The 15101-nt window shown below is 37.1% G+C and carries 14 protein-coding genes and 1 riboswitch; of the genes, 1 reads left to right on the top strand and 13 read right to left on the bottom strand.

Annotated features, from left to right (window positions below; genetic code table 11):
* Positions 1-3: 3 nt before the first annotated feature.
* From NG806_RS17570 to NG806_RS17555, 4 genes are all read right to left on the bottom strand, one after another.
* On the bottom strand, positions 4-1140 hold the full coding sequence (locus tag NG806_RS17570) for a YncE family protein (protein WP_214830868.1): 1137 nt from the start codon (positions 1138-1140) through the stop codon (positions 4-6).
* A complete protein-coding gene (locus NG806_RS17565) occupies positions 1137-3164 on the bottom strand; it encodes a TonB-dependent receptor plug domain-containing protein (protein WP_261510932.1) in 2028 nt (675 codons plus the stop codon). Before NG806_RS17565 ends, NG806_RS17570 begins: the two co-directional genes overlap by 4 nt.
* A gap of 113 nt (positions 3165-3277) precedes the next feature.
* A riboswitch (cobalamin riboswitch) is annotated at positions 3278-3461 on the bottom strand.
* Positions 3462-3810: 349 nt separating this feature from the next.
* Positions 3811-4335 carry a hypothetical protein gene (locus tag NG806_RS17560; RefSeq protein WP_261510931.1) on the bottom strand — a complete coding sequence of 175 codons (525 nt, stop codon included), beginning with the start codon at positions 4333-4335 and terminating at the stop codon, positions 3811-3813.
* A gap of 39 nt (positions 4336-4374) precedes the next feature.
* On the bottom strand, positions 4375-6447 hold the full coding sequence (locus NG806_RS17555) for a hypothetical protein (protein WP_261510930.1): 2073 nt from the start codon (positions 6445-6447) through the stop codon (positions 4375-4377).
* 521 nt (positions 6448-6968) lie between these two features.
* Between NG806_RS17555 and NG806_RS17550 the strand changes: the two genes are divergently transcribed.
* Positions 6969-7361, top strand: a complete 393-nt coding sequence (locus NG806_RS17550; RefSeq protein WP_261510929.1) for a helix-turn-helix domain-containing protein — start codon at positions 6969-6971, stop codon at positions 7359-7361.
* An 829-nt stretch (positions 7362-8190) separates the two neighbouring features.
* Here NG806_RS17550 and NG806_RS17545 read toward each other — a convergent pair.
* The 9 genes from NG806_RS17545 to NG806_RS17505 all read right to left on the bottom strand — a co-directional run bounded on the left by NG806_RS17545 (position 8191) and on the right by NG806_RS17505 (position 14920).
* On the bottom strand, positions 8191-9144 hold the full coding sequence (locus tag NG806_RS17545; protein ID WP_261510928.1) for a transporter: 954 nt from the start codon (positions 9142-9144) through the stop codon (positions 8191-8193).
* A 13-nt stretch (positions 9145-9157) separates the two neighbouring features.
* On the bottom strand, positions 9158-10210 hold the full coding sequence (locus tag NG806_RS17540; RefSeq protein ID WP_390882520.1) for a cytochrome-c peroxidase: 1053 nt from the start codon (positions 10208-10210) through the stop codon (positions 9158-9160).
* Entirely contained in the window at positions 10197-11033 is an 837-nt protein-coding gene (locus NG806_RS17535; RefSeq protein ID WP_261510927.1) for an MbnP family protein, read from the bottom strand. The genes NG806_RS17540 and NG806_RS17535 overlap by 14 nt, the downstream gene beginning before the upstream one ends.
* Before the next feature lie 309 nt (positions 11034-11342).
* Positions 11343-11711 carry a hypothetical protein gene (locus tag NG806_RS17530; protein WP_261510926.1) on the bottom strand — a complete coding sequence of 123 codons (369 nt, stop codon included), beginning with the start codon at positions 11709-11711 and terminating at the stop codon, positions 11343-11345.
* A gap of 3 nt (positions 11712-11714) precedes the next feature.
* Positions 11715-12389 carry a superoxide dismutase gene (locus NG806_RS17525; protein WP_214830851.1) on the bottom strand — a complete coding sequence of 225 codons (675 nt, stop codon included), beginning with the start codon at positions 12387-12389 and terminating at the stop codon, positions 11715-11717.
* A 27-nt stretch (positions 12390-12416) separates the two neighbouring features.
* Positions 12417-13100: an SCO family protein gene (locus tag NG806_RS17520; protein ID WP_390882519.1), complete on the bottom strand. Its 684-nt coding sequence runs from the start codon at positions 13098-13100 to the stop codon at positions 12417-12419.
* Positions 13087-13362, bottom strand: a complete 276-nt coding sequence (locus tag NG806_RS17515) for a YHS domain-containing protein (protein WP_214830847.1) — start codon at positions 13360-13362, stop codon at positions 13087-13089. The genes NG806_RS17520 and NG806_RS17515 overlap by 14 nt, the downstream gene beginning before the upstream one ends.
* A gap of 136 nt (positions 13363-13498) precedes the next feature.
* The gene (locus NG806_RS17510) at positions 13499-13858 is read right to left on the bottom strand and encodes a hypothetical protein (RefSeq protein WP_251040575.1); all 360 of its coding nucleotides are present in this window, start codon (positions 13856-13858) and stop codon (positions 13499-13501) included.
* Positions 13859-14086: 228 nt separating this feature from the next.
* Positions 14087-14920 carry a hypothetical protein gene (locus NG806_RS17505; protein WP_261510925.1) on the bottom strand — a complete coding sequence of 278 codons (834 nt, stop codon included), beginning with the start codon at positions 14918-14920 and terminating at the stop codon, positions 14087-14089.
* Positions 14921-15101 lie beyond the last annotated feature (181 nt).

Raw genomic sequence — 15101 nt, 5'->3', positions numbered from 1 at the left:
AGTTTATTTGTATAAAAAGGTGAAGTGTGCCGGGATATTTCCACCCTCGGTTTTCCATTTAAAATGTCCACTTTTATTAAAGCAGTAGACAAATCCTGTAGACACATAATTCCGGGCGTCTGTAATGTAAATATCTTCTGTGATCGGATTTACAGCTATTCCGTAAGGTGCTTTAATACCATCTACGTATTCCTGGTCAATAATTTTATTGGAAATGATCTGCTCGGTTTTTACATCAATAATGCCAAATGATTTAGAATAAGAGTGGGTATTGTAATTAAACTCATTCCCGTAATAATACAATTTGTCATTAACGATGGTCATTTCGCTTACTGCCACATGAAAATCTTTTTTCAGCACTCCTGTTGCAGCATCCACTAAATATAAACTTGAAGGGATGTTATAATAATCCCCTCTGGAGCTCACATATAAATCGCCGTAATTGTCTTTTTTAAGACGGTGAAGATTAATTGCCACATCCAATTTCCTGGTTTCTGTAAATGAATTGAGATCAATCACCGAAACCGTTTTATCATAATTAGGAACCATATACCCTCCCGAGTTAGCGACAAAAAGCTGATTGCCTACAATCTCCATTTCTTCAGGCTGATATCCCACTGTTACCTGTCTCTGAATGGAAAGTGAAACCGTATCAATTTCTACAACCTTTCCTTTAGGAGCATTAGGATTGATATCAACAGGTCCGGCATAACTGCTTGCATACGCTTTTCCATCTTTAAATTTGATATATCTGCAATTCTGTAACTGAATTGTTTTAATACGCTTTGCTGTTTTAGCATCTAATACCTCAATTTTATTGGAAACATTTACAATCACATAGAGTTTACTTCCATAGATCTGGATATCATTTCCAACATCACCCAACTCCTTTACGACATTGGGATTGATTTCACCATAAATATTACGTCGGTACACTCCTGTTGTATAATCAAAAAAGTCCAGCGTACATTTATTACTTCCCATATTTCCCTCATTAAGAATATAAAACCCTTTAATAGCCGTATTTTCTGGCTGTGCCAGACCTTCCTCTTTTTGCTCACGGGGAATATATTCATCTGTTCTGCAAGAAAAGAAGAAAAGAAGCAGACCGATCAGGAGGCAAAAGTTTAATTTTCTCATAATGTAAAACTTACAATTAGTTTAAAAGTTCTTCCAGGCATAGGGTAATTCAGTACCACATCATAGTATTGATTGAAAATATTGTTGACCTCCAGGCTCGCTTTAATTTGATGTGTCTGCCAGTTGAATTTTTTTTGCACCGATAGATCGTGAGTATACCAAGGCTGAACATAATTGTATTGAATATTGTTTTGCTGGCCGTCATATCGTTCCCCTACATAAACAAAACTATAATTGAAACTCCAGTCTTTGTAATCTGCCATTGTCGTAAAGTTTCCACTATGCCATGGAGTATATGGAATCTGATCCCCGAAATAGCTTTCGCTTCGATCAGAAAAATCCCGTGCCCGCTGAAAGGTATAGTTCACCTGAGGTCTTATGGTTACATTTCCAAAATTCAGATCAGCCTGTACGTGAACATCAGTTCCCAGGATCTCTACATTTCCGAGATTCAGCATTGTCCATCGGAATAAGTTTCCTGTGGGAGCTGCAATAATTTTATCATCCACCTTATTGAAGTAGCCATCTACTGTAGCATAAATACCCTTTAAAATCTGATGATGATAGGATTTCCCATAGGTAAAACCTACGTTATACTGATTTGTAAATTCAGGTTTTAGAAAAGCATTTCCAATTACCGTATAATACAGATCATTGAAAGTAGGCATCCTGAAAATTCTCTTGTAAAAAGCTCTTATGGTTATCTCCTTAGAATTAAAAGGCTGATAGGACAGAAATGCCGCTGGTGTCCATTCTGTTTTATCCGGAGATTTAGAATTTTTCTCAACTTCTTCACTTACAAAAGTACCCAGAACACTTCCTAAAAATTTGAACCGCCGCCACTGGTAAGTCGTCGCAAAAGCCATTAATGTAGTATAACGGGTAGGGTAGGAAAAATTAAACAAATTGGCATCCAGATTATTATACTGAAAATCTACACTCGCACTTATATCCCAGTTGGATGTTATAGAATACATATTGGATGAAGAAACATATACTTCACGCTGGATATAACTGTTGCGAACAGGAAAAGCCGCTTCTGTAGAAACTGTATCTGCATAAAAAGTATAATCGTAAGCAAATTTTGCTCTAAGCTGTGTTTCAAATTTCGGAAATAGTTTTTTCCTTAAACTGGCTTGAACAAAGTAGCTTTCATCCCGCAATCTTTGTCCCCGTGCACCAAAACGATTATTAACAATCGCTGCCGGAATTCCACGATCAGACAGATAACCATATCCTCTCACACTCCAGTTTCCATCTTTTAAATCCCCATGAAGACTTGTTTCAAACCTTTTTGATTTAATATCAGAATCAAATCTTTTGGCAATTGTATCATTGGCAATTTCTCCATCAGGATATTTCTTTCTATATCTAAATTTATAAACTCCGTCACTTTGTATAAATTCAGAGCTGAAGCTTGCCGATATTTTCTCAGATATTTTTTGTTCTAACCGAAATGAAGGATTAAATAAATCAATGGAACTGTTTTTAAATCTTACGACAAGATTGGTTTTTTTATTTCCTTTAAAAGTTGGGATTTTTGGCTGCAGATAAATGGAACCCGAAGAACCAAAATCTTTTGCAGGCTGAAAAATTTCACTTTTCTGCCCGTTATAAAGAGAGATTTCTTCAAGATCATCAAGAGAAAACCGCCCTAAATCCACAATCCCATTTTGAGCATTTCCCAACTGGATACCATCATAGAAAACACCAACATGCTGGCTTCCCATGCTACGGATATTGATGGTTTTCAGACCTCCGATCCCGCCATAGTCCTTAATTTGAATCCCCGCAAAATACCGGAGAGCATCTGCTACGGAATGGCTGTTAAGTCTCTCTAATTGTTCTCCCGATATTACCTGTGCCGGAAGGATCTCTTTAAAGGTCTTTTTCTGAATATGTACAGGAACAATGACCTGTTCTTTAATAGTATCCCTCGACTGAGAAAAGAAAAGCTGAGCGAATAGCACAAGAATTGTGATAATCGTTTTATTCGTTTTATAAAAAGTAAATTTTGGTTCCATTAGCTCATTGAGAATAATTTTAATGCTAATGGATATAAGAAAGCAGCAACGATATTGTACAGCTATAACTGCACAGAATCATTGTTGTCCTAAGCTTTATTCCACGAAAGCATCAAACTTTAATCTTTCCGGCAGGTCTTCTGACTTACTCTATTTTTGAAATCCTTCCCATTAAAAAAACAGTGGATATATGCTTCAAAAACTTTTGTAGAGCTTACAGCAGCGGGTCTGTTCCGGATTTACACCGGATTCCCTTTTAAGAGCTTTTTATGGCTCACCAGAATCCGGCAAAGATAGAAAATTCTGCTTAGAAACAATACGGAATCTAACAAAATGACAATCAACCACATATAAGCTAACGTTCCGTTACTATTGCAACGGAATGTTGTGTGTGATTCTGAACACAGACTGTAAGTCGGCGAACGGAGTTTGGAAGTGGGGTGAAGAATCCCGATTAAGATTTACTTTATTCATTCATTAGATTGTGATTATAGAGATTGCTCCTTTGTCGGAATGACATTCCGGAGAGAATACAGAAGCTTAAAAAAAAATCCTCTAAAGCATAACGCTCTAGAGGATTCGCTAAAAAAAATACATGATTATGAATATTGTACTATTCCTAATCACTCACAAAAATGAACAAAAATTATTTCCAAAAATTCCATACTTTGCCATCAAACATGGCAAAAGTCTTACTTCTTACGTCATAGCATATCGTTCCCGGATATGGACTTGGCATTGCCTCTACATTAGAGACATGGGGAAGGATCAATGCTTTAGTATCGGATTCCAGAACCAACGCTCCTCCTGTAGCAGCAGAAGTCGCGGCGCCTATGATCACACTGTTTACAGAGGCTGCCTGTGGGGTGGATGTGTTAAAAGTAACCGAAGCAGTATCGCCGGGATCACTGAAGTTTACCACTCCCGAACTGGTAACACCCTGTATCATCTTGTTATACATTCGTATCGTTCCCACAGAAGGAGTGGAGTTTGCCTCTGTTAATACCGGAAGGATGATCCCTTTGTTTATTCCTGTAGGAAAATCCAGGATACCGCTCCCTCTTATCGTTTCCGTTTCTACACCCATCTGAGCTCCGGCAATACCTGCTATACACAATGCCACTATAGATAAGGTTTTCTTTATATTGCTTATGCTGTTTATATTTTTCATTATTCTGCTTTTTTGTTGATTGATCTTTCCGCAGACCGATTAGTCATTACACGATTTTTCAATACATTTCCATGAGGTTCCGTTGTATAAACTGAAACAGTTTTTAGAGGTATCATAGATCAGCATTCCTGCTACAGGCTCGGTGATCTTACCGGGAACTGTTCTAGTAATTACCAGCCCGTTGAAGCCTGACTCCAGTGCGATAAAACCATTAGGAATCTTAGCCGGCCAATCCTTCTGCAAAGAACTGTACCCTGACATACCCATCTTTGTAAAAGCGGTAGGAGTCGCCGTAGAAGCCGGCTTCGTACAGGTAGTTATCACACATTCCCCTGTAATAGTAAATGTGCTTGGAGGTGAATCACAGCTATTTACCGTATCTCTATAACTAACCGTATACACTCCCGCCTTGCTTACGCTGGTAGGGTTGGCTACTTCAGCTCCCGTACTGTCCCGCCACATCGGGACCAGATTATGGGGATTAGGATTTAAAGGCACCACAAAGCTGTTCAGATTAATAGATCCGCTTCCACAAGGAACAGAAGTACGGGTAAGAACCGGGGCTACTTCGGCATGACAATTAAAGATCACTTTACTGATACTGTTATAAGTACCTGAATCTTTACCGAAATTAAGAGATATTCCCATTGCATTATCGGTAGTAGCACTAGGGTTAATCGCATTTTTAAAAGTTAGATCATCCCCTATACCATTATTCATCTTATGTTGGAAATCCGAATAATATCCACTCCATGGGGTTCCTGAAACATATTGGAAAGCCTCATAAGAACCTTTCTTTTGTACACCCACCGTATAATAGGGTGCCTGGCCGGTTACAAATCCCGGACCAAAATCCCCTCCATCCAGAGCGGTATCCAAGCCGTGTGCCACTTTTACCAGCTCTGTGTTACCAGCAGGGATCTCTACTTCATAATCTACCGTCATAAATGTTTCAGGACTTCTGTAATAATAATATACATTCAGAAAATAATCCAGACCATTTTTAGTGGCCTTGAGACGTATCTTATTACGCTCAATACCATTGGTATCCGGACCCGTATCGCTCTGGCACGTATTTGAAACAATTGTAAGGCGACCTCCGTCTGTAAACCCAAAAGAGGCTTTCAATGTACCGGTCGTATATTGAGTCCCCCCGATTCCCAGCACAAGACCATGCGCCGTATAAAGAGCAGGCGCTGAATAGGGCTTAGAAGTTCCGTAAAATAATCTGTCATCAGGCCCAAATATCTGTCCCGTTCCATTTTTTACGACCTGGATATTCCCGGCACCAGTCATAATAATACGAAGCCCGTCTGTCTCTTTTGTTCCGCCACTATTATTAAGCGTAGTTCGTCCCATACATAATGTAGTGCAACTATTACCATCCCGTGTAAAAGTATACACCTGGTTTGTGGCCGGTCTATTGAGATCTGAAGATTGAACCGATGAGGCCGTAGGAGATGATGAAGCATTATCCAGCCATCTCTTATTGTTATTATGAGTGCCATAGAAAAGACCTATAGTCACTTTTGGGGAGGTACTTGATGCTAATTCCTGTTTATAAATATATTGTATCACATTCGTTCCTTCATACAGCTTTACCTGAAAAGAAATATTTCTATTGGGAACACTAGAACCATACCGCTTCCAGTTTCTCCATTCCATGGTAAAAATCCTGTTGGGAGCGGTACCGGAAGTAGCATAGCTCGCTGTGCCCTGACGACCATCCAAATCAGCCCAAAAGGGAGCTAAAAATTTTCTGGAGGATGGCGGCTCAATACTATTACTAAAACCTGGGTTTCCACCTTCAAATGATAATGTTCCATGAGAACTGGCATATACCTGGGTATAATCCTGACAGCCAAATTTAAAGCTAAAACCGATAGGCAATGCTCCGCTATATCCGCTATCAACCTGGATACTGCTTACCCCTGTTCCTCCTGTAAGATAGGTGAAGTTTCCTGATGATGCAGAAAAGGCATAGGGAGTAGTAGTAATTAGAACCGAACTTTGTGATTCTATCTGGGCTTTAAACCCAGCCGGAAATATCAGGAGTAAGAGGGTCAGTATTGCAACGAAGCAACTGACCTTCTTCTGAAGATTTTCTTTCATTTTGTTTGTGTTTTAAGTCCGCAAAACTAGATGTTTATATGATCATCAGAAAACATTTAATCAGCTATTAATATGCTATACATAACTGATTTGCAGTACATTATACTGATATATTAAAAATAATTGATATAGTACCAGAGAAAATATTTTAGATTTTTTTCAATAGAACAGTACGAATTAGAATCATTCAGACTACCTGGTAAAATTTGTTCGTAGAAATACACTGCCTGGAGAAATCTGACAAGTTTGCTTTTCAGGTAAAAAAGCAGATTTAAAACCGCAAAGAAAGATACCTTACCATTTCCTTAACCTCAAAGTTTTTTTAAACATTTAATCTATTTTAAGTGCTGGAATACTGCATAAGAAGAACACAGAAGTTTTTTAAAAAAATCTCTGATTCTATAAACTTCAATAGCGAAACATCTTTTTGCTAAATTAAACCCGATCACATGATCCTCAGGAAGTCTATTTTTTCTACATAAGTTAAATTTTTTTTTTGCACATTTGTAAAAATATCTGAGATGCAAAAAGAAAAATTACGTGCCCTAAGAAAGAAAAGAGGCCATACCCAACAGGAGATCGCTGATCTGCTTGCAACAGATGTATCCAACTACAGCAGAAAGGAAAGCGGCAATGTTAAGATCATAAGAGCCGAATGGGAGAAAATAGCCGGCTTTCTGGATGTTCCACTTGAAGACATCTACGAAGAGGATGAAGCGATGATCGTTATCGAAAACCAGGTATTCAATGATAGCCCAGCTTCTTCCATCGTTAATGGAAATAATTCTGGCGGAAATATTACAAACTTCACCAATGATCTAAGCATAGAGATCATTAAAAATCTACAGGACTACATCAGCCTGCTAAAAGAAGAAATGATCAGCCTAAAAAAGAAAAACGAACCGGGGCAATAAGGCTTCCGTGTTAACCGACATACTGAAAAAGCATTCTGTAACAGGATGCTTTTTTTTAACCACAAAAGGAACAAAAGTTTTTAAACACTTTCGTTTTTTAAGTTAATATCCTCTATAATAAGTACACATAAGTTTTAATTTCTGTAAAGACCTTAGTACGATCGTATTTAAATAAAATATTTGTTTTCAAAGTAGAAACTTCTCGATACGATTTCTTCAAAATCTACTCGAAGTGACGTAGAATATGTCGGGTTGATTTAAAGAGAGATATTCGATTTACCGTCAGCTCGATTGTATAATAGTTTATTTAAACACTTTTCTCTTTATAGTAAATTTACTTGTTGATCACTTTGCTAATCTAAAGGAGTGTTTTTCGTAATACGGATGTAATCCTGCGAACGTAGTTCAGAAGAAAAATGTATCGAGAACATTCTTGTAATAAAACCACAAAAGTTTTTTAAACATTTAATTTATTTTAAGTGCTAAAATGCTCCGTAAAAAGAACAAAAAAAATCTTTGATTTTTCTCCTGGAACAAGCTTCATAGCGAAACCATTCTTTGCTAACTTAAATTATATAATATCGTTATAAATCTTTGCGTGAAAAAATCTGCTTTAATCCGCTTGATCTGCGGGAGTAAAAAAATAACTACTGTTGTTGATTAGCTCTAAGCTCTCTTAATCTCAGTCTTATCAAGTTAAATATTACTCCTGTCATTCAGAACGGAGTGAAGAATCTATAAAGATCCCCCGGATGACATTTTATAAAAAATGGCGGCTTCGAATACCTCAGCCACCATCATTTAAATATCATTACGATCTATATCATCATCAAATTCCAAAGTTGATAAAGACACTGAATCTCGATTTGGCTTCAATATTTCCACCGGCAAGATTCGTATAAGCGGGAAGCATCACCTCACTTCCCAGACTCCACTTGCTATAGGAAAGTTCGAAACCCAGTTTTCCGTATAATGCACTTCCGGCAGTATCCGGTAAGGCTTCATCAAACTGCTTATTCCGGTCATAAACTTCACCCTGCAGCCCAACTTTCCCTGAAAAGATCACCTTTTTATCCGCATGGATCTGATAGAATCCTGTTGCTGCATAATTCCACTGGTTACCAAACTGATAATATTTCCTGTTTTCAGTTTTAACGGTATAATCTGTATTAACAATCAGGGCTACTTTATTTTTTTGATATTTATAATTCAGAACCATCTGATAATCCCAGCTTCCTGTTCCCAGCTGAAAACTTGGATTAACTCCCGTAATACCCTTTTCATCAAATTTCCCCAGCGGAACTTTTACTCCCAATCCACCGTTTAACTGGTGTGAGGAATCTTTAGAACTGATCAGCTGATAGATCCCCATAAGATTAAGATCACCGAGTCCATTGATTTTAATATCACCCTGCATGGTCTTTTTTTCATGGAATTGAAAAGGAAGACTTCCATAAACACTTAATTTCTTTGTAATGGGAACTTTTCCCCACAACTGAATGGTATTGAAATACTGATCCTGCGTCAGATCTTTTACAAAAAGGTTCTCTTTTGCTTTATAATGCTGAGCAAAATATTTTATCCCGATAAACTGTGGATTCAGTAAAGACTCAAAGCCTGATGAACCATTACCGGCAGCACAACCACAGGCATCACAATCATCATCCAAAAATACCATTGAACTAAAACTATTTTCGGGAATATAAAGGCTGTCTTTAACTGGCTTAGCCTGAGCTATTGGAAACATCAACAGACTAAATAGTGTTATAATTATGTTTTTCATGTTGAATTAAAATTTATTCCGAAAATTTTGGGTTGGTTATAAAATTCTTGTCAGATAATGTTTTCAGGAAAGCAATGATGGATTGTTTTTCTGTACTGTTTATCGCAATTCCAATATGCCCGTTTTGTTTTAACTGCGGATCAAGATTAGGATTATCCTCTACATTTTCCGAATAAAAATTGAGAACGGCATCCAACGTATAGAACCGCCCATCATGCATATACGGCGCTGTATATTCTACATTCCTCAGACCAGGCACCCGAAATTTCATCCAGTCCATTTGATCTAAAGTCACGCGGTAGCGGCCGGCATCTTTAAACTGAGTATTATAGTACATTCCGGTATTCCGGAAACTTTCATCTGTAAACAGTTCTCCGCTGTGACAGGAAGCACATTTCTGCTGAAATAAAGCCATTCCTTGTGATTCAGCAGATGTCAGCGTTTCTTTTCCCTGTTTATAGCGATCATACTTTGAATCTGCAGAAATCATGGTGACCATAAACTGAGATAAAGCTTTCAAAATCCTTTCCCCGGTAATATTTTCATCACCATAAGCTGCTTTAAAGAGCTTTTTGTACTTGTCATCTAAATTTAATTTAGAAATTACTTCCGGCATAGAGCTATCCATCTCATTAGCATCCGTAATTGGAATAATTGGCTGCTCATTAAGGTTATGGATCACTCCGTCCCACATGTATCTTTTTAAAAATGCCATATTTTGAATAGGCGGCGCATTTCGTATTCCTATCCTGTCATCCACTCCATGGCTTACATTATGCCCGTGGTGGGTAAAAGCATTTTCCTGAATATGGCAAAAACCACATGAAATCGTATTATTACGTGAAAGCCTCCCTTCATAGAATAATTTCCGTCCCAGCTCCACTCCATTTCTGGTAACAGGATTTCCAGCCTGATCGAAACTCATTTCAGGAAAATAAGCAGGAAACTGAAGAGCATAAGCTTCATCTTTTTCTAAAGGCTCAATCACCTCATCTGAACATGATACGATATTAAAAAAGCCAATACCTATTAACACCACTTTTAATAAACCCCTAATCTTCATCATTGTGGACATGATTTACAGAAAACATCTTCGTTAGATTATTGGTTACGCTTACCAAATGTGGGCTTGATCCCATCATCATGTCATTGGCAGTAGTTAATGTAAGTGGTGTATTTCCACTTAAATACTGATTAAGATCCGCAAGAATATGAATAGACGGTCTTATTTTATTGGTAACTCTTGCTGTGGTAGGAAGATCTAAAGTAATTTCCCTGTATAAATCCGGTGTATTATTAGCCGTCACATTCCCCATATTTCCGGTGTGATTCATAAATTCTTTATCCGCTGCATTACTTCCATATTTACCTTCCAGTTTTACAAAAACATATCCTGCAGCCCAGGACCATGACATTCCTTTCGCCTTTGCTCTATTCCAGAATTCTGCCTGCCCATCCATTCCAAGTAAATAAGCATTCTGACTAATTCCCAATCCGAATTTCACTTTTTTGTAGTTATTTTTCGGAACCCCGGTAAGATTTACATAGACAATTCCAGCCACTGCATCCGCCTGGTCAATGATAAAAGCTCCTTTATCGGGATTATTTTCATTGTATTTAAATTCTTTTCCGTTCTCATCTATTAAACTGATATTGCTTACAACATATTTTAAAGTTGAAAACTGATGTTTTTGTCCACTCGAAGAAGTTTGTGTAGTCTGATTGAGAACAATTCCACCCAGGTTATTAAAACCGTTTTCAAATTTGATCTGAAGATTTCCTGGTGTTGTATCCTGTGGATGATCATCATCGTCATTGCTTTGACATGAAGAAACTGCAAATAGGGTAAAGGCAATAAAGAATAATGATAAAAATTTATAAATTTTCATTGTTGATTTTTTTAAGTTGTATTTATTTAAATAGAATATAATTTGAATGTTAAAAAACATTCATTTTTTTGACCACAAAAGCCACAGCAGCTCCAGATACTTTAGCATCTTAAAGGGAAGGTCTTATGATTAACCCGGGTTAAGGATGATTGAGTAACAGTGACATCTTACGAAAAGATCCCGATACATTTCTCTTCTGAACTACGTTCGCAGGATCACCTCCTGTATTTCGAAAAACATTCGGTCTTACGTTAGTTACTTTTGTCCTGAACTCAGATTAAAATTTGTGGTTAAAAATATATAGACAACTTAAAAAACCGGCGGCCGGAAAATTAGTTTTAGAAAAAGAAAAGAATAATTCTTTTGATAGATAAAATTGAAATTGATCTGATATATTTGATCTGTGTTTTTTATTTCTGTAATTTCCGGAAGGATATAAATATCGAGAATCTTTTGTCCGGAAGTTTTTCCCTTAGATAAAGGCGTTGATTCTGTATCATTCGTTTTAGCAAGTTCTTTGCTTAAATAACATATACCATTACAGTTAAGTTCTGGTTTATCTTTATTGACACAGAGTGTTTCAACGATATAATCATAATTTACAGCATATTCCATGATGGGGATCAGAGGCCTGAACACCATATAAAAAGTAAGGAATATGCTGCAAATATAGTTCATGAATTATTTCTTGCTTATCGCATTTTCATATCTCGTACTTACTTCTTTCCAGTTCAGCACGTTCCAGATAGCAGCCAGGTAATCAGCTCTTTTATTCTGGTATTTTAAGTAATAAGCATGTTCCCAAACATCAATCCCTAAAACAGGAGTTCCTTTTTCCTCGACAACATCCATTAAAGGATTGTCCTGGTTAGGCGTTGAAGAAACGAATAGTTTCCCATTTTTATCAACAGAAAGCCAAGCCCATCCGGAGCCGAAACGCTCAGCACCTGCTTTACCTATTTTCTCTTTAAAAGCATCAAGACTGCCAAAAGTCTCAGTAATTGCTTTTAATAATTTAGCCGATGGCTGGGTGTTTTTCACAGGCGTTAACATCGTCCAGAAAAGCTCATGGTTAAAATGTCCGCCGGCATTATTTCTGATAGCAGGACTCAGTGTCGAAACCTTAGAAAGAATTTGAAACAAAGTTTCTTTCTCCTGCGGAGTTCCGGCAATAGCCTTGTTCAGATTACTCACATAACCAGCAGCATGTTTTGTATAATGAATTTCCATTGTCTGTGCATCAATTGACCCTTCTAATGCATTGTAAGCGTAAGATAGTGGTGTTTGCTTAAACTGAGCAAAAGCAAATTGCGCCGCGAAAACTGCACTTAATGCAGCTATTTTCATAACCTTCATAATGTTTTGTATTTATGGTTTAACCTATTAGTGTAATAACTTTTTAATATCTTCAATCAGCTTTTCCCTGTCAGGATGGTATTTCCCTGTAAGCTGCGTTTCTTTTCCCTCAGGATCTTTGTAGTTTAGTCCGGAGTAGTAAAGAACAGGCATATTGTCTTTGTTATACCGGCATCGGATATTTCCTTCCTGATCGACAAGAGCAATCATCCCACTGTGGTTAAGACTTTCCCCTTCATCTTCTTTATCCCCTACATAGATATTGAATTTATCGGCAAGACTTCCAATATAGGTTCTGTCTCCCGTTAAAAAGTGCCAGTCTGGAGATTTTACTCCCAGTCTATCAGCATGTTGTTTTAAAGCTTCCGGAGTATCATTCTCCGGATCTATGCTAATAGAAATAATGCCAAATTCAGGACTGTTGATCTGTTCTTCAATAGCCTTCATATTGCTATTCATCACGGGACAAATAGTTGGACATTTACTAAAGAAAAACTCCACGAGATATACTTTTCCGAGCATATCTTTATGGGTGATCTTTTTATTATTCTGGTCGGTAAGTTCAAAATCAGGAACCTTCATTACGGTATAAAGATTCTTTTTAAAATAGCTCATTCCAAAACCTACACCCAGGAAGATCAATGCAATGATGGCAATAGGAATTACAATCTTGCTTTTCGCACTTTTGGCTGTTGTTTTATTTCTGGACATATTTTTCAGGATTTTTATTGAACTCGTTTTTACAGGAAGCACTGCAAAAACCATACACCTTATTTTTATAGGTTGCTGTAAACTTTAAATAATCAGCGGTCTTCATATGACAGACAGGATCTTCGGCATTCACAACTTTTACATTCTTAAGATTCTCTTTAGGAGTATCCATGCTTTTACTATGCTTAACCTTAGGAGCTTCCTGGGCACAGGACAGCAGTGATATAGACAGCAGGGCTGTCAAAATGAGTTTATGTTTCATCAGATAGAAATGAAATTAATAATGGTAATACATGAAATAAATCGTAGTGACAGATTGAAAAATACCTCTGGAAATGTTATAAATCAATTCTGATCAGGTATTTTTAAAAAAGCACTAAAAGTTTAGTTTAATGAAACTATGATAAAGGGGGATGAAAAACCTTAGCGAAATATTCTGTAGTATGAGAATTCAGATAGCCTGAATTAGCTGTCTTTTGTAAGATATCAAATCCTTTTTCTCTGGAAAAATAAAGAATTTCATTGGAAAGGAATACATCCAATACAGAGATTTTTATCGTTTGCGGTCCGGATTGTTTTTCAGTTTTAGCCAATTCTTTCTCAACATAACATTTCCCTTTACAGGTAGATTCGGGCTTTGCTCTGTTTTCACAAAGATTCTTAACAATATAATCGTAGTTCACCGCATAGTTGATCAATGGCAAAACAGGACGGATTGCAATGGTAAAAATAATGAATATGGAGATGAAAAACTTCAACAATTAATTCTATACCACAAATATACTATTCAAAATGATCTTATGCCTAATTTATGATGAAAGTCATTGATATTTTTTTTAAAAAAAAGCTCTACTGATCGTCAGTAGAGCTTCATCTGTTTTCGTTAAATGCTAAGGCACAATTTATTTTAATCAACAATGTTTTAAGGCGCAAAGATTTTATCGTCGATATTGCACCCTTATTAAAAGACCTTGTTCTACGTATTACTAAAGTTTTGAGATTGACAAGGTATAGGATGCTGCCCCATAATTAGAAGCTAAACCAACAGCACTATATGAACTACCCAGCTGCAACGTTCTATAATATGTAAGCCTTATTAAATCACCAGCATTTAAACTTTTTATAACTGTAGGCGCGATAAATGGATAGTTTCTATTGGTGGTGGTTGAGACTCTTGTAAAAATAGGTCTTCCTCCAGCAACCGCAGTCCAATTGGCTCCATTATCCGTACTGACATCTATATTCATAGCAAGATACATGAAACCATCACCATCATTGTTAACAGTGAGATTAAAAGTTGTAGATGCAGAAAGCGAATACACTCCTGTTTGAGTAATTCTTACATTACCTGAGCTAGGAACCGTTGTGCCCAAAGTATTTAATACCGCGTGAGAAGCAACTACAGGAACAGTCTGTATCTGGCCAGCGTTAACATTTGCCGCTACGGCACTCATCGTTGATTCTGACGTATAAAATGCAATCTGTGCCTGCGGAGCAGAAGCATCAGCTTTCCCTACTACACCATTGGCATCTACAAACAGAGGTGCTAAGATTCCTGTTAAAGTACTGGTATTTCTAATCCTGGCTTTACCATTGATGTCCAGTTTCTCAGTAGGCGTGGTTACACCTGCTCCAATCCTTCCATCACTGGTTATAACAACATCGTTAGCCTGCTGAGCTGCAGTAGGTGCTCCTGTTGCCGGGTTGTCTTTTTGCCCATCAATATGAAAGGCCTGTTGTGGGTTAGTTGTATTAATTCCTACCTGCGCTTGCAGGTAAGCTCCCAATAAAATACTGGAAATAAATAATAATTTTTTCATGTGTGTATTTGTTAAAATTAAAAATCTGTATTCTTATTTAAAAAATGATTGTAGTCCTGAAAATATCAATAACTCCTGCCAATACATTTTACAATGATTCAGTATTTAAATTTTTCATACCCAAAAGAAGGGTGAGAAAAATAAAAATTAACTTAGCCCAAATGCATAACAGATATGATTA

The organism is Chryseobacterium paludis, assembly GCF_025403485.1.
Lineage (GTDB): Bacteria > Bacteroidota > Bacteroidia > Flavobacteriales > Weeksellaceae > Chryseobacterium > Chryseobacterium paludis.
The sequence above is the reverse complement of the archived record's forward strand: the minus strand, read 5'-3'. Positions and strand labels throughout refer to the sequence as shown.